This is a genomic window from Microcystis ichthyoblabe FBCC-A1114 (assembly GCF_050500245.1).
Classification (GTDB): domain Bacteria; phylum Cyanobacteriota; class Cyanobacteriia; order Cyanobacteriales; family Microcystaceae; genus Microcystis; species Microcystis ichthyoblabe_A.
The window spans coordinates 3,694,399-3,717,335 of the sequence record NZ_CP191408.1; the positions used below are offsets into that span (position 1 = coordinate 3,694,399).

Annotated in this window: 18 protein-coding genes and 1 CRISPR repeat array; of the genes, 11 read left to right on the plus strand and 7 right to left on the minus strand. The window is 41.8% G+C overall.

The window, feature by feature from the left end:
• The first annotated feature begins 190 nt into the window (after window positions 1-190).
• Window positions 191-550, plus strand: coding sequence for a hypothetical protein (locus ACQY1Y_RS17915; RefSeq protein ID WP_002735775.1), 360 nt, complete (start codon window positions 191-193; stop codon window positions 548-550).
• Here ACQY1Y_RS17915 and nblS read toward each other — a convergent pair.
• The 3 genes from nblS to ACQY1Y_RS17930 form a co-directional block, all read right to left on the minus strand.
• Window positions 531-2,522 (minus strand): two-component system sensor histidine kinase NblS, encoded by a 1,992-nt coding sequence (gene nblS, locus ACQY1Y_RS17920; protein ID WP_002735697.1) that lies wholly within the window; start codon window positions 2,520-2,522, stop codon window positions 531-533. The two genes, ACQY1Y_RS17915 and nblS, sit on opposite strands and share 20 nt — an antisense overlap.
• Before the next feature lie 115 nt (window positions 2,523-2,637).
• Window positions 2,638-2,985 carry a DUF4359 domain-containing protein gene (locus ACQY1Y_RS17925; protein WP_002737573.1) on the minus strand — a complete coding sequence of 116 codons (348 nt, stop codon included), beginning with the start codon at window positions 2,983-2,985 and terminating at the stop codon, window positions 2,638-2,640.
• Between the two features lie 75 nt (window positions 2,986-3,060).
• Entirely contained in the window at window positions 3,061-3,240 is a 180-nt protein-coding gene (locus tag ACQY1Y_RS17930; protein ID WP_002738058.1) for a hypothetical protein, read from the minus strand.
• Window positions 3,241-3,533: 293 nt separating this feature from the next.
• On the opposite strand from ACQY1Y_RS17930, the gene ACQY1Y_RS17935 reads away from it, so the two are divergent.
• The 4 genes from ACQY1Y_RS17935 to ACQY1Y_RS17950 all read left to right on the plus strand — a co-directional run bounded on the left by ACQY1Y_RS17935 (window position 3,534) and on the right by ACQY1Y_RS17950 (window position 11,047).
• Window positions 3,534-4,667, plus strand: coding sequence for a glycosyltransferase (locus ACQY1Y_RS17935; RefSeq protein ID WP_002737899.1), 1,134 nt, complete (start codon window positions 3,534-3,536; stop codon window positions 4,665-4,667).
• A gap of 248 nt (window positions 4,668-4,915) precedes the next feature.
• The gene (locus ACQY1Y_RS17940; protein WP_002735644.1) at window positions 4,916-6,115 is read left to right on the plus strand and encodes a proton extrusion protein PcxA; all 1,200 of its coding nucleotides are present in this window, start codon (window positions 4,916-4,918) and stop codon (window positions 6,113-6,115) included.
• 6 nt (window positions 6,116-6,121) lie between these two features.
• A complete protein-coding gene (locus ACQY1Y_RS17945) occupies window positions 6,122-9,424 on the plus strand; it encodes an efflux RND transporter permease subunit (RefSeq protein ID WP_430013266.1) in 3,303 nt (1,100 codons plus the stop codon).
• Between the two features lie 57 nt (window positions 9,425-9,481).
• A complete protein-coding gene (locus ACQY1Y_RS17950; RefSeq protein WP_002751399.1) occupies window positions 9,482-11,047 on the plus strand; it encodes a cation:proton antiporter in 1,566 nt (521 codons plus the stop codon).
• Window positions 11,048-11,065: 18 nt separating this feature from the next.
• Here the strand turns inward: ACQY1Y_RS17950 and ACQY1Y_RS17955 are convergent, their stop codons facing one another.
• Complete coding sequence (locus ACQY1Y_RS17955) at window positions 11,066-11,815, minus strand: amino acid ABC transporter ATP-binding protein (protein WP_002751401.1); 750 nt, start codon at window positions 11,813-11,815, stop codon at window positions 11,066-11,068.
• Between the two features lie 12 nt (window positions 11,816-11,827).
• Complete coding sequence (locus tag ACQY1Y_RS17960; RefSeq protein ID WP_430013267.1) at window positions 11,828-12,283, minus strand: DUF29 domain-containing protein; 456 nt, start codon at window positions 12,281-12,283, stop codon at window positions 11,828-11,830.
• 205 nt (window positions 12,284-12,488) lie between these two features.
• Between ACQY1Y_RS17960 and ACQY1Y_RS17965 the strand changes: the two genes are divergently transcribed.
• The 4 genes from ACQY1Y_RS17965 to ACQY1Y_RS17980 all read left to right on the plus strand — a co-directional run bounded on the left by ACQY1Y_RS17965 (window position 12,489) and on the right by ACQY1Y_RS17980 (window position 17,137).
• Window positions 12,489-13,628, plus strand: a complete 1,140-nt coding sequence (locus tag ACQY1Y_RS17965) for a type I restriction endonuclease (RefSeq protein WP_430013268.1) — start codon at window positions 12,489-12,491, stop codon at window positions 13,626-13,628.
• Between the two features lie 244 nt (window positions 13,629-13,872).
• Window positions 13,873-15,054 (plus strand): AAA family ATPase, encoded by a 1,182-nt coding sequence (locus ACQY1Y_RS17970; RefSeq protein WP_430013269.1) that lies wholly within the window; start codon window positions 13,873-13,875, stop codon window positions 15,052-15,054.
• Window positions 15,051-15,833: a DUF3226 domain-containing protein gene (locus tag ACQY1Y_RS17975; RefSeq protein ID WP_130758450.1), complete on the plus strand. Its 783-nt coding sequence runs from the start codon at window positions 15,051-15,053 to the stop codon at window positions 15,831-15,833. The genes ACQY1Y_RS17970 and ACQY1Y_RS17975 overlap by 4 nt, the downstream gene beginning before the upstream one ends.
• Window positions 15,834-16,072: 239 nt before the next feature.
• Complete coding sequence (locus ACQY1Y_RS17980) at window positions 16,073-17,137, plus strand: sugar transferase (protein ID WP_430013270.1); 1,065 nt, start codon at window positions 16,073-16,075, stop codon at window positions 17,135-17,137.
• Window positions 17,138-17,496: 359 nt separating this feature from the next.
• Here ACQY1Y_RS17980 and ACQY1Y_RS17985 read toward each other — a convergent pair whose 3' ends face one another.
• Window positions 17,497-18,330 carry a photosystem II manganese-stabilizing polypeptide gene (locus ACQY1Y_RS17985; protein ID WP_002773425.1) on the minus strand — a complete coding sequence of 278 codons (834 nt, stop codon included), beginning with the start codon at window positions 18,328-18,330 and terminating at the stop codon, window positions 17,497-17,499.
• Between the two features lie 346 nt (window positions 18,331-18,676).
• On the opposite strand from ACQY1Y_RS17985, the gene ACQY1Y_RS17990 reads away from it, so the two are divergent.
• Window positions 18,677-19,021 (plus strand): hypothetical protein, encoded by a 345-nt coding sequence (locus ACQY1Y_RS17990; protein WP_130756285.1) that lies wholly within the window; start codon window positions 18,677-18,679, stop codon window positions 19,019-19,021.
• 60 nt (window positions 19,022-19,081) lie between these two features.
• Window positions 19,082-20,515 carry a phosphoglucomutase/phosphomannomutase family protein gene (locus ACQY1Y_RS17995; protein WP_288125754.1) on the plus strand — a complete coding sequence of 478 codons (1,434 nt, stop codon included), beginning with the start codon at window positions 19,082-19,084 and terminating at the stop codon, window positions 20,513-20,515.
• A 44-nt stretch (window positions 20,516-20,559) separates the two neighbouring features.
• Here ACQY1Y_RS17995 and ACQY1Y_RS18000 read toward each other — a convergent pair whose 3' ends face one another.
• Window positions 20,560-21,579, minus strand: a complete 1,020-nt coding sequence (locus tag ACQY1Y_RS18000; RefSeq protein WP_430013271.1) for a methyltransferase — start codon at window positions 21,577-21,579, stop codon at window positions 20,560-20,562.
• 250 nt (window positions 21,580-21,829) lie between these two features.
• Window positions 21,830-22,752: direct repeats of the CRISPR family, unit length 36 nt; unit sequence GTTTCCATTCAATTAATTTCTCTAGCGAGTAGAGAG.
• The last annotated feature ends 185 nt before the right edge of the window (window positions 22,753-22,937 follow it).

A 22,937-nucleotide genomic window follows, 5' to 3' on the forward strand; every position in this document is an offset into this window, starting at 1 on the left:
CTTGATAAGGGGGGTGCCGATAGGCGGGGGGATCTACCCTTGATAAGGGGGGTGCCGATAGGCGGGGGGATCTACCCTTGATAAGGGGGGTGCCGATAGGCGGGGGGATCTACCCTTGATAAGGGGGGTGCCGATAGGCGGGGGGATCTACCTTAGCAATGACAATCCTCAAAGGGAAAATTTAGCGATCATGATTACCTGTCCTCGTTGTCAGCACAAGGTCGATAGTCAAGCCTTACAATGTCCCTACTGTTCTAATATTTTAAAGGCTTATGGTCATCCCGGCATGACCCTACATCAAGCTGTCACTGGCGAGTTTTTGTGTGAGACTTGTCTGTATCATGGCGATGATAGCTGTAATTTTCCCCAACGTCCCTACGCTACCAGCTGCACTTTATACAAAAATAGCCAAATAATAGCCGAAAAAATTCCTCCTCTCCCTCTTCCTAGGGTTTTTAAAAATTGGTGTCTCAGAAATAAGGGATTATTGCTATTATTAACCATGATTTTGGGCAGTATTACTTTGGCTTTTATAAACTCACGTCGTTAATTTTTTTGCTGGCGATCGAGCCTTGATATGAATCTAGATCGAACCAGAAAGTTGTGCCAATTCCCACTTCACTAATCAAATGAATTTGACTATAGTGTTTTTCGATAATATTTTTGACGATCGATAATCCTAATCCCGTCCCTTCTAGGGTATGAACGCGATTTTCTACCCGATAGAAGCGATCAAATATAGCAATTTGATCCTCGGCATCGATGCCAATACCAGTATCGGATACTTCCACGCGAATTTTGAGAGTTTCTTGGGGATTATCTTTGCTGATTTCATAGGCACGAATCACCACTTTACCGCCAGCAGGAGTAAATTTTAGGGAGTTACCGACTAGATTAGTTAATACCTGTAAGAGTAGATCATAATGACCTAAAATTGGCAGTAAATTGGCTTCAATGTCCGAGCTTAATTCTAGTCCTTTATCCCTAGCATTGAGTTGATAAGTCCTCAGGGTTTGTTCGATTAATTGTCCGATATCGAGCGCATCTAAGTTATAGTTACGCGAGGATTCTAACCGAGAAAGATCGAGAACATCATTAACCAAACGAGTTAAGCGATCGGTTTCATGATTAGCGGTTTCTAAAAACTCTCTTTTTTCTGTATCGCTGAGATCCTCACCAAATTCTGTCAGGGTTTCAATAAAAGATTTGATGTTAAATAAAGGGGTTCTTAACTCATGGGAAACATTGCTGATAAATTGACTTTTTGCCTCATTTAATTCTGTTTCTCTGGTAATATCCTGTAGCGTCACAGCAATTCCCCGGACATTCTCCCGATACTGATCGAATACCTGAGTTAACAAAATGCGAATTGTGCAGGGTTTCGGGTGAGTTAAAGACAATCTAAATTCCGCCGGGGAATAGTTATTATTTTCCTGATAAATAACAGCATTTTTCTGATTTTGATTAGCGGATTCTTCTGGTTGGAGGGTTTCTCCTGCTGCAATTTGATAGAGAGGTTTAGTTAGTTTAACCGTTAACTCCGAAGGAAAAAGATGTAGAACATTTTTACCGATAATTTCCTGATCTTCCCAGCCAAATATTTCCCGAGCTGCGGGATTAATCAATAATAACTGAAAGTTAGTATCTAAGAGAATTGCTCCATCAGCAATAGTGGACATTAACGTATCTAGTTTGGCTTTTTCGGCGGTCATTTCTTCGATATTTTGTTCCTCGTATCGTTCTAACTTTTCCGCCATTTCATTAAAACTGAGAATTAATTCCCCTAACTCTCCTCCTAGTGGTAAATCAACGCGCTGCTTAAAATTTCCCGCTGCAATATTTTTGACCCCGACTAATAACTCCTTGATTGGTTTGGTGATAGTTAAAGCATTAAAAACTGCCCCGAGAATCACCATGGCCCAAATCGAGACAAAAACGGCAATAGTAACATCACGGGTTAGATTAGAAGAAGCCACCACAATAGCGTTAGGATTGATCCCGATCGCCAATACTCCCAAATATTTGCCCTCATGATTCAAGGGAACAAAGACATCGGTTACTTCACCGTCGGGGGTTTTGTGCTGACGGATGAGAGGAGTTTCCCCATTTTCGCCATAATTTTCCGGTAATTGAATGCGACGCTCGATCGTCAGGGAATTTTTAACTTCGGCGGTAGAATAGGGAATGCCGAAAAATATTTCACCCTCCTCGTTAGCGTAGATCAAATAACGAACACTGGAGGTACTACTATAAAAACGGGCTGAAAAACGGGCTAAATCGGTTAAATTGTCCTCAGCAATGAGGGGGGAGACATTCGCGGCTAATAACAGCCCTAGATCCCTGCCAAAACGGGTATCATTGAGACGCACATCCTGCTGGATCGTGTTAACCGCCCAAAAGGTTAAACCACTCATCAACAAAGAAACGGCTAAAGTAGCCGCAGCCATTAATTTAGTTTGGAGAGTGAATTCGGACCACCAACGGGCGATCGCTTTTCGGAGAATGGGCAGAAAATTAAACACGGTTAGGCAGCATTAATCGGTGTTCTTAAGGAGTCTATCGCTCAAATCGCGGGTTAACATGATTATCTTAACTCATTATTAAGCTGGTAGCCGTTAAACCAGCACTAATCAAAGCCTAAGTCTCCGAGAAAGTTAAGAAATGCCCAAAAGCGCCAATAGTTCTAATTTTAGCCACCCCCGGTACTTCTGTGGTGTAAATACTGAACACACCTAAATTTTGCCGTTGACTAGAGGTTTCGATCGCTGGTTTTAAGATTTGATTTTTGATCACATTTCTGGCTGCCACCGGTAAAGAATCGATCGAGTCACAGAGACTGATTTTCTCGCAGGCGATTTTGTCGGCATGAGCGAGAAGTTTTTCGGCGGCGTATTCGCTGTAAAGTTCTTGGGGGGGATTGGTAAATCCCATAATCCCCGCTATTACCCCCAGGGCGATCGCTCCCTTGAAGAAATTACCCCCCATAGCTACTTAGCTCCTTGATTTTGTCTTCTCACTCTAATTTTGACAAGACATTTTCGATCTGGCTAGGGGGCAGTGTTAATTTCTTAAACCAATACCGGGTGCATAGCACTCTAGTACATTTCCCGTGAGACTGCAACTAACTAACAGATAATCACAGTGAGAACAGGCGGTGCTAACGAGATGGTGTTCTAAAATATGCTGTCTTTCGGCAAAATTTCCACAATTAGGACAGCGCACTTGTTGCAGGGTGATCATAGCAAACCTCATTAATTAGTTATCTTTTGTATATAAAGCTAGTTTTTCTTGATCCCAATCGGTTTAAGCCTATTTTCTCCTTGATCCCCATTATGAACTCGATCATCTGATCTGGCTAGTAATTTTTACTAAACTTTGCAATTTTTCTTGAAAAATTTAATAATTTCTTCCTAGGGTTTTTTACCGTGATCAGATATGTGTCGGTAATTTTGGCGAAGAGAAAGCCGGAAAGTAAACTCTTAAACTGCTAATCCCTTACTGCTATAATTACGGCTGAGATTATTGATTATCCTATGAAGTACGCTCTGGTTCACGAGTGGTTAACCCCAAAAGCGACGGGGGGATCGGAATTAGTGGTTAGGGAGATTTTACAATGTCTAGAGGCGGATTTATACGCTTTGATCGATTTTGAGTCCACTAATCCCGATAGTTATCTCTATGGTCGCTCGATCGGGACAACTTTTCTGCAAAATTTCCCGAAAGCGAGAAATGGCGTACAAAAATACTTACCTTTTCTTCCCTTGGCGATCGAGCAGTTAAATTTAGAGGATTATGATGTGATTTTATCCTCTTCCCATTGTGTGGCTAAAGGGGTTTTAATACGACCGGATCAGGTTCACATTTGTTATTGTCACACTCCGATGCGTTATGCTTGGGATTTAACTTTTGACTATCTGGCTAATAGTAAGTTAGGACAGGGATTACCCGGTATTTTCACCCGTTATCTTTTGCATGGTTTGCGTCAGTGGGATGTGATTTCTGCTAATCGTGTGGACTATTTTCTGGCTAATTCCCACCACACCGCTAGACGAATTTGGCGCTGTTATCGACGGGAGGCAAAAGTTATTTATCCTCCCGTACAAATTGAGCGTTTTCCCTACCAAGAGAAAAAAGAAGATTTTTATTTAGTAGTCTCTCGTTTGGTTAGTTATAAAAAAGTCCCTTTAATTGTGGAAGCGTTTAATCAATTGGGATTACCCCTAGTGGTTATTGGAGATGGTCCCCAGATGGCTTTAATTCGACAGTTAGCGAGGGATAATATTCAGATTTTAGGGGCAGTATCCGATCAAATGGTAGCAGAATATATGTCGAAAGCAAAAGCGTTTATTTATGCTGCTTGTGAGGATTTTGGTATTGCTTTAGTGGAAGCGCAAGCTTGTGGTACTCCCGTGATTGCATTTGCTGCCGGAGGTGCTTTAGAAACCGTGCGAGATCTGCGGGAAAATTCTCCCCAGGGAACAGGATTACTTTTTGGGGAACAAAATCCCCAATCCTTGCAGGAAGCGGTTAAATATTTTGTTGATAACGGTGATAAAATTGATCCAGAAAATTGTCGGCAACAGGCTAATAGATTTACTCCAGAGGTTTTTAGAAATGCTTACAGTTTGTTTATAGAGGAACATTCAATATCTAAAAATTATTGCTAAGTTTAATTAGAGCAGTTATCCTAATGGTGAGCTAGGAGGTTTTCGTTTTAGGGAGTCAGTCATCGGTAGTCGATAACAAATTAGGTTACACTTTATTTTGATGAGAAACGTTGTATTTCACCAATGGTGAAGATGCAGCCAAGGCGCCTAAAATGTAATATCATGGATATTTCTCTAAAGTTGAGATCTAGCCAACGCTGATAGCTTACCGTGGTGCTTGTGATGACAAAAAAGCGAGGATTATAGCCGTGCCTTGGAATCGAGTTAATCAATGGGTAGAAAGACGCTCTTTAGTGGCCTTAGAATCAGCTTATCAGAGAGCGCTGAAAATTAAAGCGATCGAAGATCAACATTTTGGGGGACAAAAAATTTCCCCAGCTGCCGTGGGAGGAAAAAGTGTTTATGATTACTTTCAAAGTACCCTAGAGCGAGAATTGTTCCAGATACGTCTCGATTTAACTCAAGTGCGTCTGGGTAATTTTCTTAACCCGCAAACTAACCCAGAAAATAATAACATCCTAGAGACTTTAAAGGTGATCGAGGATATTATCGGTAAATATCGCCTAGATTTAGGGGAATTGCTGCCCCCATTACCGAATAATCAAACCCCAAATCTGCCCAATACCAATCTCACCAGTGATAAACCCAGGGATAAAGATAACCAGATAATTTCTCCTGCAACCAGTAATAAATTTTTTAACTTCCAGCAAGAATTAACCCCCGAATACGAACAAACTGTCATCAAACAACTCCGTACCCTGCGACAACAGCAGCGCATCGCTATCCGTTTTATCCTGATTATTATTTTAGTTCCTCTCTCGGTGCAGGTTATTAGTAGAAACTTTATTTTTAGCCCTGTCTTAAACTATTTTGGTGTGGATAGAGCGAAAATATCAGAAGTTTATATTTCTCAGGAAATTGGCGAAAAATATCTCAGGGAATTTGCTAGACTTCAAGAAATTGAAGAAATCAAGCACGTTTTAGGAGTAGCAAAAGTAGGACATGAATCAGAAGAAACCTTTCGGGAACAGGTCGAGGAATTATTTAAAGAAGCGGGTTATGAAAGTCAAGATGGTTGGAAAAACTTACTCTCCGATATTACTGGATTAATAGCCTTTATTGCCATCTTAATTTTTGGTCGTCAACAATTGGCAATTACGCGAGCTTATGTTAGTCGTTATTTTCTCAGCTTAAATGATATCACCAAAGCCTTTATCTTTATCCTCTTTACCGATATATTTGTCGGGTTTCACTCAGCGGAAGGTTGGACGGTAATCTTAGAAACTTTGTTCCGGCACTTTGGTTGGCGCGAGAATATTACATTTATCAGCTTGTTTGTCGCCACTGTTCCCGTTATCCTAGATACCATCTTTAAACTATTAATATTTAATTATCTGACTCGTAAATCTCCCACTGCCGCAACTATCCTAGAAAAAATGAACCAGTAACGCCCTATGATCCTCAGTATTGCCGATACTTTCATTAAAAGACCCGTTCTGACCACAGTTTGCTCGATTTTAATCGTTTTGATCGGGGCGATCGCTATTCCCTTTTTACCCCTAGAAAAACTGCCGCAGTTGGCATTTATTCAGGTAGCGGTAAATGCCAACTATTTGGGAACCGATGCCAAAACCGTACAGGATAACGTTACCACGGTACTCGATCGCCAGATTAACGGGACAGAACAGATTGTTTATATGCAGTCCCAGAGTACCAACACTGGACAAAGTACGGTGAATGTCTTTTTCCCGGTGGAAATGGATCGTAACATTGCCCAAGTCTTGGTACAAAACCGCGTCAGTACCGCCGCCGCTAGTTTACCGGAAGAAGTGAACCGGCAGGGGGTGACTACCAATACCCAATCCCCCAGCGTTACCCTTGCCTACGGGATTTCCGCCAAACCGGACGAAAAGGGCAATTATCCCTACGATACGGTCTTTTTAAGTAACTTTGTCGATCGAGTCATCGATGCCGAGATTCGCCGGATCGAGGGAGTTGGTAGTACAACCATCATCGGGGAAAGGGAATACGCCCTGCGTTTTTGGCTTAATCCCGATGCTTTAGCCGCTAGGGGTGTGTCGGCGGAACAAGTAGTACAGGCGATCCGAGAACAGAATATTCAGGTGGGTGCGGGGACAATTGGCGGTGATCCCAGTCCCGAAGAGCAGCAATTCCAGATCGCCATTCGCGCCGTTGGTAGGGTTGCCACCGGGGAGGAAGCAGAAAATATCGTCGTCAAAGTCGGGGAAAATGGCGATTTAATCCGCATTAAAGACGTGGGACGGGCAGAAATCGGAGCCGAAAGCTACAGTACCGCCGCCTATTTCGACAAATCCCCCGCCGTCGTCTATATCGTCTATCAGTTGCCCGGTTCCAACGCTTGGAATACCGCCAAACTGGTGAAAGAAAAAATGGCGGAACTAGAACCAAGTTTCCCCCCGGGGTTAAATATCGCCATTACCCTCGATAATACCGCCTTTGTCGCCGCTTCCCTGGAAGAAGCCGTTGGCACTCTGGTGGAGGCGATTTTACTGGTTATTCTAGTCATTTTTATCTTCCTTCAGGATTGGCGCACCACGATCATTCCAGCGATCGCTATTCCCGTATCTTTGATCGGAACCATGGCCGTCGCCCTGGCTTTAGGCTATTCTCTCAATAACCTCTCCTTGTTTGCCGTCATTCTGGCCACTGGGTTAGTGGTGGACGACGGCATCGTGGTTGTAGAGGCGGTATCGGAAAAATTACGACAGGGAATGCGGCCATTTCAAGCTTCCCTCGATGCCATGGGTGAGTTAACCTCGGCGGTAATTGCCAGTTCTCTTGTACTATTTGCGGTTTTTATTCCCGTCACCTTCTTCCCCGGTACGGTGGGGATCGTTTATCGACAATTTGCCGTCATCATCTCCGCTTCAATTCTGATATCCACCTTTAACGCCCTCAGTTTTTCCCCCACCATGTCGGCGATTATCATGAAACCGCCCCAAGGCACCCGCGGACCCTTGGGACTGTTTTTCGAGGGCTTTAATCGGGGTTTCAACGCAGTTAAAGAAGGTTATCGACGCTCGATCGAATTTCTGATCCGAGTTCGGTTTCTGGTCTTACCCTTCTTTATCACCGCCCTCTTTCTCACAGCTTGGAGTTATAGCACCACTCCCCAGGGTTTTATCCCCGAAGAAGACCAAGGTTATGCCTTCGTTTTGGTGCAAGCCCCCCCCGGGGTTTCCCTGCGCTACACCGACCAGATTATCCGTCAGATTAACGAAGAAATTCTCGACGGTATCGAAGAAATCGATCACTTTGTCGGTATGGCGGGCTTTAGTTTTGCCGGAAGTGGCAGCAACCAAGGGCTATTTTTTGTCAAGTTAAAAGAATGGTCGGAACGGCCAGGGGAAGATAAGTCAGTTTTCGGCATTCTCAGGAAAATTAACCAACAATTAGCCACTAAAATCCGAGATGCTCGCGCTTTCGCCGTTAATGCGCCCCCCGTGGATGGATTAAGTTCTACTGGCGGTTTCGAGTTATTTATCCAAAACCGCGCTTCTTTCCCCATGGACGCTTTGATTGCCAACGCTAATAAAGTCATGGCCGAGGCCCGAACAAGACCGGAATTATCGGGAATTTTCACCCAATTTACCACCGACACGCCGATGCTGGAACTTTCCATCAATCGCAACCAGCTACAGGCCCAAAACGTCGATATGCAGGCCGTTTTCGGAACCCTGCAAACCTATCTCGGTTCCAACTTCGTTAACCAATTCGTCTTAGGCGATCGCTTGTATCGAGTCTTTGCCCAAGCAGAAGCGGATTATCGTTCTAATCCCGAAGATATTAACCGTCTTTACGTCCGTTCCCGTACCGGGGCCAATATTCCCCTATCCGGTTTAATTAGCGTCAAACGCTTCACCTATCCACCGATTATCACTAACTTTAACCTCTATCCCTCGATTAACGTTCAGGGTAGTCCCGCTCCCGGTTTTAGTACGGGACAGGCGATCGCAGTGATGGAAGATGTTTGTCGGAAAGTCCTGCAGCCCGGTTTCGGTTACGCTTGGACGGGTACGGCTTTCCAAGAAAAAACTTCCGCTGGGGCTGCCCCAGTTATCTTCGGATTAGCCTTTATCGTGGTTTTCCTCGTACTCGCAGCCCAGTACGAAAGCTATATCGACCCGATTATCATCATGATTACCGTTCCCCTAGCGATTCTAGGTGCCATGGGGGCCTTACTGTTGCGGGCGAATTTCCTACAAGTGGGTAGTCTGTTCCCGGCGGTGAATAATAATATCTATGCTCAGGTGGCTTTGGTCATGTTGATCGGTTTAGCGGCTAAAAATGCCATCTTGATCGTGGAATTCGCTAACCAGTCCCGTACTTTGGGTTTAAGTATTCCCGATGCGGCAGCCCGGGCCTCGACGGAACGCTTAAGACCGATTCTGATGACGGCTATTTCCGGTTTAGTGGGTTTCTTGCCCTTGGTTATCGCTTCCGGCGCCGGAGCGATGAGTCGTTGGTCCCTGGGAACTGCAATCCTAGGCGGTTATCTGATTTCCACGGTGTTGAGTTTATTTCTTGTCCCGGTTTTGTATGTGCTGATCAAACAGTTCGAGGCCCGATTCCTCTCCTCGAAACCCCCGAAAAGTGGCGGTTCTGGCAATAGTAAAACTCCCTCTCTGGGTGGGGAAAGAAATACATCGGAAACCCCCATAGAAGAAGAGTCCATTTCCTCTTTGAAAATCTCTCCTCAGTCCCCGAATGACTAGGGTGTTAGGAGACTTTTTCAGTGATAACTGATAACTGATAACTGATAACTGAAAATAATGAGTCTAGAATCTACAGCTAATGAGGCGATCGCTCACAATTTAGAGCAATTCCTGCTAGTTTTGACCATTTCCTTGAGTGTCGCCACTTTATCGAGAACCGTTGCCTTCCTCCGCAAAATTCCCTACACCCTGCTGTTAGTTATTGTCGGTATGGGTTTAGCTTTTTTAGATTTGCGTCTAGTTAATCTTTCCCCGGAATTAATTCTGGAAATTTTTCTGCCTCCCCTGTTATTTGAAGCCGCTTGGAATATTCCTTGGGCTAAATTAAAGGAATATTGGGTTACTATCGTCCTTTTTGCCGTTATCGGGGTGATTATCTCCGTTTTGGGAGTCGCCTATCCCCTACATATCTTTGCTAATTTACCCCTATCGATCGCTTTTCTGTTGGGTGCTGCCCTAGCTGCCACCGATCCCGTCTCTGTAATTGCCCTATTTAAAGAATTGGGGGCCAGTAAAAAACTGACGATCCTGATGGAAGGGGAAAGTCTCTTTAATGATGGGGTCGCTGTGGTCGCTTTCGTCCTCTTGGTGGGGATTCCCTTGGGAGTCGATACCTTTTCCGTCCCCGTGACGATCGCTCGTTTCTGCACCTTTGTGGGGATTGGCATCGGTGTGGGTTGCGTGATCGGTTTCGGCATTTCCTACCTTACCCAACGCTTCGATCTGCCTTTTGTGGAACAGTCTCTGACTCTAGTTTCTGCATACGGAACCTATCTCGTCACGGAAAAATTAGGCGGATCTGGTGTGATTGGGGTGGTGATTGTCGGGATTATTCTCGGTAATCTCGGTTCGCGCATTGGTATGAGTCCCCGCACGCGCCTGGTAGTTAGCGAATTTTGGGAATTTATCGCCTTTTTTGTCAATTCCATCATCTTTTTACTGATCGGTGATCAAACCCGTTTTGAGAGTCTTGGTAGTCACTTAAGCGGGATTTTAATAGCGATCGCTGCTATGGTGGTTTCCCGTCTGTTCTCAATTTTTGGACTAGGGGGAATTAGTAACCTAATTACGGGTAATAGGATCAGTTTCAAGGAAAGAACGGTGTTATGGTGGGGAGGATTGCGCGGTTCGGTTTCGATCGCCCTAGCGTTAAGTGTTCCCACGTCTATCCCCTACCGTCAAGAAATTATTGACGTGGTTTTTGGGGTGGTTTTATTTACTTTATTGGTGCAAGGATTATCTATACAATGGCTGTTAAATGCCCTCAATCTTATTGGTGATCAACCGATTCGCACCGAATATTCGGCCCTAATTGCTCGTCAAATTGCTTTAACTAGGGTGTCTAATTATCTGCAACAACCAGAACGTTTTCCCGATATCGATCCCGAATTTTATCGCGACAAAAAAACTCTGGTGGAAGGACAATTAAAGTCCTTGCGGGATCAGTTGCAAAAATTACTACAGGAACATCCACAATTAAAAGATGTGGTGGCCGAACAATTTCAAGATACTTTACTCGATATCGAAGCTAATACCTACGCAGAACTAATTCGAGCCGGTCGTTTAAATGAAAATCTCGTTCCCCTTTTAGTGGAGGTAGAAGAAGAAAAAGAGATGGTTTAATGATCAAGTCATGGAAAATCAAAGAATTTTTGCTAAAAATTGCTGAGTTCGATCGGATTGGGGATGATTAAAAAATTCTGCTGGGGGGGCAATTTCCAAAATTAAACCCTGATCCATAAATACCACTCGATCGGCCACTTCTCGCGCGAATCCTACCTCGTGGGTGACACAAACCATGGTCATCCCCGATTTGGCTAAACTTTGCATCGTTTCCAAGACTTCTCGCACCATTTCCGGATCTAAAGCTGAGGTGGGTTCATCGAATAACATCACCTTCGGCTGCATAGCTAAAGCGCGAACGATTGCCACCCGCTGCTGTTGTCCTCCCGATAACTGAGGGGGATATTTAAGTGCTTGTTCGAGAATACCAACTTTTTCGAGGAGTTTTCTCGCTATTTCCTCCGCTTTGGCTTTTTTCCAACCGCGCACCCACATGGGTCCGAGGGTGACATTATCTAATACCGTCAGATGGGGAAAAAGGTTAAATTGTTGAAAAACCATGCCAACTTCCTGACGGATTACCTCGATATTTTTCAGGTTGTGGGACACAGTTATTCCGTCAATAATAATGCGACCTTTTTGATAGGATTCCAAACCGTTAAAAGTGCGAATAAAGGTGGATTTTCCTGAACCGGACGGCCCCATAATCACGACAACTTCCTGTTTATTAACGGTGAGATTCACTCCCCGTAAAGCATGAAAGCGGTTATCATACCATTTTTCCACCGCTTCGGCAATTATAATCGGTTCACTGTTGTGAGATTCCATATTTTTGAGAGTTTATTGATTATCTGTATCGGGAAACCACTGTTTCTCAAGAATTTGTCTCAGAGAGTAGGGACAAATTATCGGTAAATTTTTTAATCCTGTCTTTTTTTCTGCAATTAAGCGAGCGTTTTCATAGATATTTTCTAACTCTAGTTCTAGTTCTAGAAATTTACTTAAATTGGTGGTGAGCTTATATTCTAATTGTACTCGAAAAGTGATAATCTCTGCCGCCCAATGATTACTATTTTTTTCTCTTTCTGTTGTCCAAAATTGATAGAGTAACAGATGGATTATTATTTGTAAACTTAAACTTTTAACAGCAGTTTTTTCGCTTCGTCTCAAAGCTGCCAACTCCTCGATTAAATGTTCGTAATCTACCCGATCGAACTGACGATTTTTTAATAACTCGATCGTCTCGCTTAACCAGCGATCATACTCCCGTTCATAAAGCTGTTCTAAAGCAAGCATTGTCTTTGATCAAATGGGGACATTATTAAAAATAACCCATTCCTAGAAATGATAGCACAAAATATCCAGATGGCACGGGATTAGTGTGAATATTCTTGAATTAATGATGATGACCGTCAAAAATGCTTGACCATGAGGTAAAAAAAAGGTTAAATTATGGTTAGGCTGAGAAGATAACTCACACATCCTAGATAATGAGGCTATCATGGAAATCGATAAACTCAAAGAAATTGCTCAAAAAGTTGAAACCTCTCGTTCTCAAATCCAAAACGAACAGGCAACCAAAACAGCTTTTATTATGCCTTTTTTGCAAGCATGGGGTTACGATGTATTCAATCCCATGGAAGTTCACCCCGAATATAGTGCCGATTTAACTGGATTAAAAGGGGAAAAAGTAGATTATGCTATTTGTTTGGACAATCAACCGATTATTTTGATGGAATGTAAAAGCTGTCATCAAAATCTTGAGCATCCTAAACATAGTTCCCAACTGCATCGATATTTTATCGCAACTGGAGCTAACTTTGGAGTTTTAACTAATGGGATTATCTATCGGTTTTATACGGATACCGTCAAGGATAATATCATGGACGATAAGCCATTTTTTGAGTTTAACATCCTCGACTTTGACGAATCTTCTGTTAACGAATTAAAACGATTTTCTAAATCTAGTACTAGCACATCTGACTTCAATTCTGGCAAAATAAAAGAGGCTGCTCGCAATTTATTGTACACCAAAGAAGTTAAAAAAGTGATTGCCCAGCAATTAAATGATCCTTCCCCCGAATTTGTTAAGTTTTTTGTTAGTCATGTGTATTCTGGGGTGAGAACTGCATCGGTTGTCGAAAAATTCACAGAAATTATTAAGCGTTCTCTCAAAGAGTATATCAATGATATCATCAAAGAAAAATTTGAGGAAGTTTTAGGAAAAGAACCTGAAACAAATCCTCCTGATACATCAGCAGCAGAAGATACTCCACCAGAAGAAACAGGGGAAGATAAAATTAATACGACCCCCGAAGAATTGGAAGGATTTTACATTATTAAATCAATTCTACGGGAAGAAATCAATACCGCACGCATTCAATTCAAAGACACTAGAAGTTATTTTGGTATCAACTTAGATGGAAAAGTAACCAAAACAGTCTGTCGTCTGCGCTTCCATGAAAAAACTGGCAAGAAATCAATCAGTATTCCCGATAATGTCGAAACTGGTAAAGAAGCAACCACGAATATAAACAATCTTGATGAAATTTATGGAGTCGCTGAATTTCTGAAATCTCGTATCCGCTATCTGACTCAAGATATTTATAAAAGCAAGTCAGAAAAAACGGAAAGTATCTAAAATAATTAGCCCCTATCTCTTTAACGACCGATAGGGGTTTTTAATGATATAATTTTTAGTAATCGCTGATTATGGTTGTAAAATTTTATCTAGGTATAGGAAGTTACGGTTAAGTAAGTGGTCATGAAAAGGAGACGGGAAACAGGAGATAGGAAAAAGCTGATAACTAGAAGTTCATTAAAACTTCAACAGATTTGAGTAGATTACTTAGTTTTTTGTTACCCTTTTCAGCTAAACTAAGTTTATGACTAAAAGCCTAGAAAACATTACCATTCACCAGTTTAGAGGACTGCGAGAGCTTGAGCTAAAGAATCTCGGACAGATTAACCTGCTTGTGGGAATTAATAATTCGGGAAAAACCAGCGTTCTCGAAGCGTTATCTATTTACTGTCATCCCTTAGATCTAAAAGTTTGGCTAAATACTGCTAGACAAAGAGAACAAGAGTACAGAGTTTCTCGGACTCCTTATCTAGATTCCCTACAGTGGTTATTTACCCACGATGCAATGATTGAGCAAGAAAAACTTAATCACGGGGTTATATCAATCACAGGAAATGGCTCCTTTAAAGTTCAGAAAATCGAGGCAATTTATGAAGAACTCGAAGGAATTATTTTAATTGACAATCCCGAAGACAAGCTTCATATTAATCAGATAATTAGCGAAGAAAATGAAGATTTAATCGATAATAATGAAGATTTATGGGAAACAAGAAAAGGTATTAACTTATCGATAATAGTATTTCTTGCTGAAGAACAATTAAGTTTAATTAATTATCCCCAAAATCCCCTGAAAGAAAACTATCAACTTTGGGAAAATAGCGCTCTCTCTAGACTATCGGGAAAAAAAGAACCTAGCTTACTAACTTCTCTGGTTAGTCCCGCTTCTCATCGTTCTGATATTGGTCAATTTCGGTTACTTTCAGAAGTGAGATTTGCCAATTTTAAAACAGATGTTATCGATTTACTGCGTCAAATGGACAGTAATATTTCTGACTTAGAAATTCTCTTACCTCCTCATTCTTTATCTGCCAGATTTAATATTTATATTCAACATGAAAAATTGGGACTTGTCCCCGTTAGTACCTTTGGTGATGGGGTGCGTCGCTTACTTCATATCGCCCTCAAACTTGCCAGTGTTAAAGGTGGAATTTTATTCATTGATGAATTAGAATCAGCTATTCATACAGAGGCACTGCAAAGTTCTTTTAATTGGTTAGTTAAATGGTGTCAAAAAATGAATGTACAACTGTTTGCTACTACCCACAGTCTAGAAGCTGTTGATGCTCTTTTAGAAGTCACCGAACCAGAATCAGATTTAGTGCTTTATCGTCTCGAACCAAAGGAAAATTATACTAGAGTAGTTAGACATGATTGGACTCGATTAAAAAGCTTACGAGAAGACTTAGGACAGGAGGTTCGTTGGTGAGTCGAGAACATATATTGATTGGAGTGGAGGGTAATCATGATCAAGCTTTTCTGGTGAAAGTTATGTGTAAACTGCTGGGGTTTTCTAAATGTGAAGAACTCTCAAATCTAGAGCCAATTTGGAAAAAATTTATTCCGAAATATCCTCCTCCTAAAACTGGAAAACTTTACATCAGACTCGATATGCCATCTATTCTTTATACTGAGACTTTATCCGTGGCAATTTATGCCGGGGGTGGCAGTGAATTAATTAAAAATTTAACCAATAAACTTGCCGATATGGATTATAACAATGAATTATCAGCTTTTGCCGTTATTGCCGATGCGGATAAAGATAACCCGGCAGAAGTTGCTCGCAAATATCATCAGGGTTTTCGGGAATATTTTCCCGACTTTCCCAGGGTAGTAGCTGCCACGGGAACTATTCAAGAAAATAGACCAAGAGTCGGATTATATATACTGCCTAATAATGTTGATCAAGGTGTCTTAGATACCCTACTTTGTGATTGTGGAAAAATCGCCTATCCTGAATATATGAACAGAGCAAAATCATATATTCAACAATTTTCCGAGGAAGAAATTAGTCAAATTGGCTGGAAACCTTTTGATAAAGAAAAAGCCACTATTGCCGCAGTTGCTAGTATTCTTAAACCTGGAAAAACCAACACCGCAACTATTTCTGATGATCGGTGGATTAGCGAGCAAACTTTAATGCAAATACCATCACTAGAAAATCTCTTAACTTTTCTAAAACAACTCATCAAAATGGAGTCAATATAATTATATTGATCTGCTGAAAACTTGGAGAGTTACCAACTAGGAAGTTACGGTTAACAAGTGATCATGAAAAGGAGACAGGATATCCGAGCATTATAATAAAAGTTTTCTCTCAAGTTAAGGTCAAAAAATTCTAGCTGGGAGTTATCGAAGTGTGATCAAGCTTGACACAGTCAAATTAAAGTGTTACCATATTGGGCATGATTTGTGCAGATGTTAAAAATTTTGTTTTGCGGTAGTCTATGAATTTAACAAATTTACCAATGTCTCTTGATGAGGTGCCTTTACCTAGTTCTTTGCCGCCAGTTATTTTAATAGTTTTTACTCGTCCCGATCTACTCAAGGAAGTTTTAAAGGGTTTAACCCAACAGACTCTATTTCCTCATCAGATCATTGCCTATGTGGATGGAGCAAGAAATGAACTTGATCTACCCCTGATTGATCAAACAATTGCTTTACTGCAAGAGTTCTCTAGTAAAATTCCAGTAGATATAAGGTTACGGTCACAAAATTTGGGCTGTGATCAAAATGTCATTTTGTCCTTGACAGAAGTCCTATCCACTTATGAATCTGTTGTTTACTTGGAAGATGATAACTTTCCCAATCCATATTTTTATGATAGGATGTGCCGTCTATTAGAGGCATACCGTGAACATAAAAAAATCTTTTCGATTAGCGGATATGCAGCCTTTCCAGAGCAAGCATATCCTCTGCTCGAAGAGGATTTTGCTCTCTCTCGTAGAGTTTTTTCTTGGGGATTCGGTATCTGGGCCGATCGCTGGAATGATATCGCTCTCATCAATCAGCCTAAACAATATAATCCTTTTGGAAAATTCTATAATATACCCGCCACCGTGCAAACAAAAATGACTATAATAAACCAGTTCTGGCTAGAGAGAAATGGTCAAACTGACTGGGTTATTACTCTTACTCTTGCATCTTTGTATCAAGATCGGGTTCATCTTATTCCTAAAACTTCTTTGATCTATAATATTGGTTTCGGACACCCAGAATCTAAAACCTATAAAGGGAAAGAAGCATCATGGGTAAACTCTGCCTATAGTTCCTCATTCTGCCCCAATAGCTTACCTAGCACCCTTGAGTTAATTGACCTTTTAAAAAATGAGATTAGTGGCATAGAATTGGCGCATTACCTGTATCGCAAGGGTGTTTATATTGATTTAGAAGCACTATTTTACTACCTAAAAAAATATCGTGATCTTCAAAGTCGCCTAGAATTTGTGAAGCTATTTATGGCTCACTCCCCCTTTAGTTTCAAAAAAACTCGCCGTCGCCTGGGTTTATAGTTTAGTAGATACTCAATAAAAAATATGAATAGCTCTAGAAAATTTCTGATTTGTCAAGGTTCCTCTGACATATTGAAAAAGTAAAAGCGAAAATTAGAGGTGTTGCCAAATAGTTTGTACGAGCAATTAACCAGAACTAACCTTAATGATGTCTATGTCATGGCAAACCTGGGGAGTTACCAACTAATGCTTAATTCTCTCAATATAACTTTTACCTGTTGCATAAGTGCCTCTCCTCTATAAGTAGCCTATACTCAACGGATTTAGTATTAATTGTGTCAAAGCTTAGAAAAAAGCGAACTTCTCCAGGGAGAAATTCGCCTTAATTTCCAGAAATTCTGAACTTAGCCAAAAATTAATTAGGCACGAGCTTCGAGACGACCGTAGAAAATGCCGCGAATTTTCACTTCTTCAGCATCTTTTGCGCCTAAATCGGTGTCGGAAGGCTGTTCACTTTCAAAAACACCAGCAAACTCGCCAGTAGAAGCGTCAACTTTAGTCACCTGTAAAGACATAGTACCTTTACCCAGTTCCGTCGCTTTGACGTTAGCACGCTGGAAATCTTGACTATCAGCACTAGCGGGTAAAGCGACAGCATTATCATAACCCGTCACCACACCCCGACCTTTGGGATCTAAGAAACCAGCGCCACGATAGGAGGGAACTTTAAAGTCGCCTTCAAAATCCGTGGAACTGTTGATAGAGCTAAATCCAGCTTCGGTTTTGCCGGTGAAACCTTTAATGGTAAAGAAGAGGGGAACTCTTTCACCTCCGGGTAATTGTACGGTAATGGGTTGGAAATCGATACCGTCTTCTTCCTTGAGGGTTAAAACACCGTCTTCGCCTACGGTTAAGGTCGCTGTCATCTGTTCTAAACTGGTGGTATCTCTGGTTAAGAGTTTACCCTGGATAAAAGTGGCTGCTTCCCGCTTATTAATGGGTTCACCCTTGACAAAATATTCTTGGGGTTCCAAGCACAAATCTGTCACTACATAACTTTCGCCGCTTTCTAAGGGGAGAGTCCCCCGGGTAAACTCGGAAATCTGCGGACATTTGTTAGCTAATCCAGTGTTTAAAATTTCATCATAGGTTAGCTCGTTTCTATTCAGGACGGCACTAGGCGCGTCGCTACAAGCTGTCAACACCCCTAAGCACAAGGCTAAAAAGGCAACTAACAAGGCACGAAATCTCATCTATGTCAACCTCTCTTTGTCAATCTTTACAATTACTACCCTTGATCCATAGCCTGATGAATTATCGAATCGGTTGCGCCAATTCACCGAAACTCAGTTTATCAAAGATCAGTGACCATTGAGAAGATGGGAGACAGGGAGAGGAGAGACAGAAGGCAATAGGCAATAGGCAATAGGCAATAGGCAATAGGCAATAGGCAATAGGCAATAGGCAATAGGCAATAGGCAATAGGCAGCTTTGTTCTCCCCACTTCCCCACACCCTCTTTCAAGTCAGGAGGCTCTAAGTAACTGATAGCTGATGACTGATATGATTGGTGTGACTGTTTTCAGATGCAGAAATTCCGATGAATAGCCGATTACCTGGAGATAATAGCCAATTAGATAGCCAACTACATTCCCTTGTAACGACAGTGACAGCGATCGCCGAAGAACAGCAGGGAGATTGTAACGGTTTGTTAAGGTTGCTGCGAACTTTAGAAAATTTACATCGGCAAATTCGCGAGCAGATGTTCGAGCCATCTTTACCCAATACCCGTAAGGATTTATACGGATTACTCCGGGATATCGAGGAAACCGGGGGATGGCCCTATATAGAACGGATGAAGTTACAAATGTTAATGGAAAAATTATTAATCAGTGAAGCCGGTGCGCTCGATTCGGCGGCAAAAACCGATGATCGAGAAAAATGAGTTTCCAGAGGTTACGGAGCGGGTTACAGTATTGAAAAAATGGATATTTAGGGGTAAATCATGACCACCGTGAACCCGATTAAATTTGGAACCGATGGCTGGCGCGGGATTATCGCCGCCGATTTTACTTTCGATCGAGTCGCTCTGCTCGCTCCCTTGGCGGCTCAGGTTTTAGCCGATAATTATGGTCAGATCACGGGTTCGCGGACGATAATCGTCGGCTATGATCGGCGGTTTATGGCGGAGGATTTTGCTCAAACTGCGGCGGAATCGCTGCAAAAAGCCGGTTTTGATGTGCTTCTCTCCCAATCCTACGCTCCCACTCCCGCTTTTAGTTGGGCAGCTCGATCAGAAAATGCTCTCGGTGCGATCGTATTAACCGCCAGTCATAACCCGGCTAAATATCTCGGTTTGAAGGTTAAAGGTTATTTTGGTGGTTCTGTCTCGCCAGAAATTACCCAACAAATTGAAGCTTTATTGTCTAATCCGCCGCAATTTAAGGCAGCTGCCGGTAAATTAAGCACTTTTGAACCCTGGTCGGGTTATTGTCAGGGTTTACGCCAAAAAGTTAATATTGCCGCTATTGCTGAAGCGATCGAATCGGGACAACTAAAAGTTTATTCCGATGTCATGCACGGTGCGGCGGCTACCGGTTTAGAGCGTCTTTTGGGGGTGGGGATCACGGAATTACGCGGCAATCGCGATCCTTTGTTCGGTGGCGGCTCTCCGGAACCTTTACCGAGAAATTTGACGGAAATCATCGATAAACTGGCTCACAGCGCAAATTTAGCCCCTTTGCGAGTAGGTTTGGTCTTCGATGGGGATAGCGATCGAGTGGCGGCGATCGATGGTCAGGGGAATTTTTTAAGCACCCAAAATCTCATCCCGATTTTAATCGAGCATTTAGCCGGCAAAAAGGGAATGAGAGGGGAAATTGTCAAAACGGTGAGCGGTTCCGATTTAATCCCCAAATTAGCCAGTTTATACGGTTTATCGGTCTTTGAAACCCCGATCGGTTATAAGTATATCGCCGATCGAATGTTGACCACTCCTGTGTTAATTGGTGGGGAAGAGTCGGGAGGTGTCGGTTATGGTACTCACATTCCCGAACGGGATGCCTTATTATCAGCTTTATACGTTTTGGAAGCGGTGGTAGAATCGGGCCAAGATTTAAGCGATCTTTACGCGCAATTACAGGATAAAACTGGTTTTTATTCTCAGTATGATCGCATTGATTTACCCCTAGCTAATATGGAAGCTCGCGATCAGTTAATTACTGCTTTGGATCAGGAACCCTTAAGGGAAATTGCCGGTAAACAAGTGACTGATTGTAATCCTATAGACGGTTATAAATTCCGTTTAGAAGATGGCAGTTGGTTGTTAATTCGCTTTAGTGGTACAGAACCGGTTTTGCGTCTCTACTGTGAATCTTCAACCCTCGATCGAGTTCATGAAATTCTCGCCTGGGCAAAATCTTGGGCTACTTATATCTAAACAATAGAAAACGGGTTTTTTGAAGAAACCCTTTTTCTATTCTATTATTTTTTAACGCATTCAATAATGCAAATATCTTCTTGAGTTGGAATAATGCGATTTAATTTTAATCCCGCTTGACTCAACAATTCCTCAAATTCTTCTGCGGTTCTTTCCTTACCTCCCGGACACATAACTAACATATTTAGGTCTAACATTTTAGCGGCCGAAGGATTATTACCCGAAGGAACAACCATTTCCAAGACTAAAACTTTCCCATTGCTATCTAAAGCTTGACAACAGTTTTTCAAAATAGCAATCGCTCGTCGATCATCCCAATCATGAATAATATGTTTTAATAAATAGCCATCTCCTCCCGATGGTACGGATTCAAAAAAATTACCGCCAACGGGTTGACAACGATGGAGAATCCCGTGTTTTTCTAAAGTGGGTTGACAATGGGAAATTACATATTCTTCATCAAAAAGAATCCCTTTGAGGTGGGGATATTGCTCTAGGATTGTCCCCAACATCTCACCGTATCCCCCACCTACATCTACTAGGGTTTGAAATTCCGAGAAATTATACACAGCTAAAATAGCCTTCTCCTCCGAAAAAGAAAAACTATTCATCGACTGTTCAAAAATCTCGGCATCTAGCGGATGGGTTTGAAAATATTCAAAGACCCCCATCCCAAAGACATCATCAAAAGATGGTTGTCCCGTTTTAATACTATGTAACACATTTCCCCAGGCTTGATAATGGGGGGCTTCTCCTAACATAATTGCTGTCGCTTTTACTGACCGGGGATGGTCACTAGATAAATGTTCGGCTAAGGGAGTTAGTATAAACTGTTGAGATTCAGTTTCTTGAAAAATTCCTACACTAGCTAATGCTCGCATCAGTCGATATAAAGCAGCAGGATTAGTCTCAGTTAGGGAGGCCAAATCTTGACAGGATTTCGTTCCTTTGCTTAAATGCTCGGCTAGACTTAATTTAGCCGCAGCATAGATGGCCTGAGATAGCCAGTAACCCGAAACCATTTGGGTTAATTGAAGATGAAGAGGGAGTTCAGGTAAGGACATAAGCAACTTTTGTGGGAATACAATTAAACATTACCATATAGAATAAGCTGCCCGCGCATTTAAATCGTCTGTTGAGATGAGGCACTTTTGCAAGGGTCAACAGGAAAGGGATTGGGGGAGATTCAATTAATTTCTAAGTGCGAGTAGAGAGATAAACACAAAATTTCAATCCAAAATTTAAAGCGTGTTTCCATTCAATTAATTTCTAAGCGCGAGTAGAGAGGTTAATTCATGAATTAACCTGACAAATGTTTCCATTCAATTAATTTCTCTAGCGAGTAGAGAGGTAGTACACCTGCTCAGAAAAATAATTCTCCCAAATAGTTTCCATTCAATTAATTTCTCTAGCGAGTAGAGAGTAAATGGAACGGGAACATTCTCCAGTTCATCCTCACCCCGTTTCCATTCAATTAATTTCTCTAGCGAGTAGAGAGAAGTCAGAAGATTTTAAAGTTTTAAAATCTTCTGTTGTTTCCATTCAATTAATTTCTCTAGCGAGTAGAGAGATATATACCGAAGCTTCTACCCTAAGCGAATTAGTTGAGTTTCCATTCAATTAATTTCTCTAGCGAGTAGAGAGTTTAAAAGAAGAAGCTTTTTTTGTAGGACAACAAGTCGTTTCCATTCAATTAATTTCTCTAGCGAGTAGAGAGCAAGAAATTTGGGATGCTTTCTATTATTGGTGGCAAAAGTTTCCATTCAATTAATTTCTCTAGCGAGTAGAGAGTATTTATCAAGATAGCGATGGGGATTACTGGGTATTTGAGTTTCCATTCAATTAATTTCTCTAGCGAGTAGAGAGTAGATTATGTAGATAAATATTTAGATGTTTATTTATTAAACGGTTTCCATTCAATTAATTTCTCTAGCGAGTAGAGAGTGATAACATTGGTGATTGTATTCTCAACAAATTTACCGTTTCCATTCAATTAATTTCTCTAGCGAGTAGAGAGATTCTTTTCAAGTATTTATCGATAGCGACCTTGAAGTTTCCATTCAATTAATTTCTCTAGCGAGTAGAGAGAGATTTTTTACCTTCCTATTCCGTCAGGCTATCGCACTGTTTCCATTCAATTAATTTCTCTAGCGAGTAGAGAGAACTCGATTAAACGCCCAATTAAAAATCACAAAGGGACGGTTTCCATTCAATTAATTTCTCTAGCGAGTAGAGAGAGCCGGTAGGCAAACGTCCGAACAGGATTGGGGTTCGGAAGCCAGTTGCGACGGATAAGTTAATTATAGCTAGATACGGTCGCACAGTCAACCCCATAAACCACAAAACCCTTATCCTGTGGTAGATCGAGGGATTTTACCGGAAACCGAGGTTATCTGCTCCCACCCCTATCCGTCGCTAGTCG

What these genes read in the sequence shown, in the direction of transcription:
- ACQY1Y_RS17915 (WP_002735775.1), top strand. Translation starts at nt 191, where the DNA reads ATGATTACCTGTCCTCGTTGTCAGCACAAGGTCGATAGTCAAGCCTTA.
- ACQY1Y_RS17925 (WP_002737573.1), bottom strand. Translation starts at nt 2,985, where the DNA reads ATGGGGGGTAATTTCTTCAAGGGAGCGATCGCCCTGGGGGTAATAGCG.
- ACQY1Y_RS17930 (WP_002738058.1), bottom strand. Translation starts at nt 3,240, where the DNA reads ATGATCACCCTGCAACAAGTGCGCTGTCCTAATTGTGGAAATTTTGCC.
- ACQY1Y_RS17935 (WP_002737899.1), top strand. Translation starts at nt 3,534, where the DNA reads ATGAAGTACGCTCTGGTTCACGAGTGGTTAACCCCAAAAGCGACGGGG.
- ACQY1Y_RS17945 (WP_430013266.1), top strand. Translation starts at nt 6,122, where the DNA reads ATGATCCTCAGTATTGCCGATACTTTCATTAAAAGACCCGTTCTGACC.
- ACQY1Y_RS17950 (WP_002751399.1), top strand. Translation starts at nt 9,482, where the DNA reads ATGAGTCTAGAATCTACAGCTAATGAGGCGATCGCTCACAATTTAGAG.
- ACQY1Y_RS17955 (WP_002751401.1), bottom strand. Translation starts at nt 11,815, where the DNA reads ATGGAATCTCACAACAGTGAACCGATTATAATTGCCGAAGCGGTGGAA.
- ACQY1Y_RS17960 (WP_430013267.1), bottom strand. Translation starts at nt 12,283, where the DNA reads ATGCTTGCTTTAGAACAGCTTTATGAACGGGAGTATGATCGCTGGTTA.
- ACQY1Y_RS17965 (WP_430013268.1), top strand. Translation starts at nt 12,489, where the DNA reads ATGGAAATCGATAAACTCAAAGAAATTGCTCAAAAAGTTGAAACCTCT.
- ACQY1Y_RS17970 (WP_430013269.1), top strand. Translation starts at nt 13,873, where the DNA reads ATGACTAAAAGCCTAGAAAACATTACCATTCACCAGTTTAGAGGACTG.
- ACQY1Y_RS17980 (WP_430013270.1), top strand. Translation starts at nt 16,073, where the DNA reads ATGAATTTAACAAATTTACCAATGTCTCTTGATGAGGTGCCTTTACCT.
- ACQY1Y_RS17985 (WP_002773425.1), bottom strand. Translation starts at nt 18,330, where the DNA reads ATGAGATTTCGTGCCTTGTTAGTTGCCTTTTTAGCCTTGTGCTTAGGG.
- ACQY1Y_RS17990 (WP_130756285.1), top strand. Translation starts at nt 18,677, where the DNA reads ATGAATAGCCGATTACCTGGAGATAATAGCCAATTAGATAGCCAACTA.
- ACQY1Y_RS17995 (WP_288125754.1), top strand. Translation starts at nt 19,082, where the DNA reads ATGACCACCGTGAACCCGATTAAATTTGGAACCGATGGCTGGCGCGGG.
- ACQY1Y_RS18000 (WP_430013271.1), bottom strand. Translation starts at nt 21,579, where the DNA reads ATGTCCTTACCTGAACTCCCTCTTCATCTTCAATTAACCCAAATGGTT.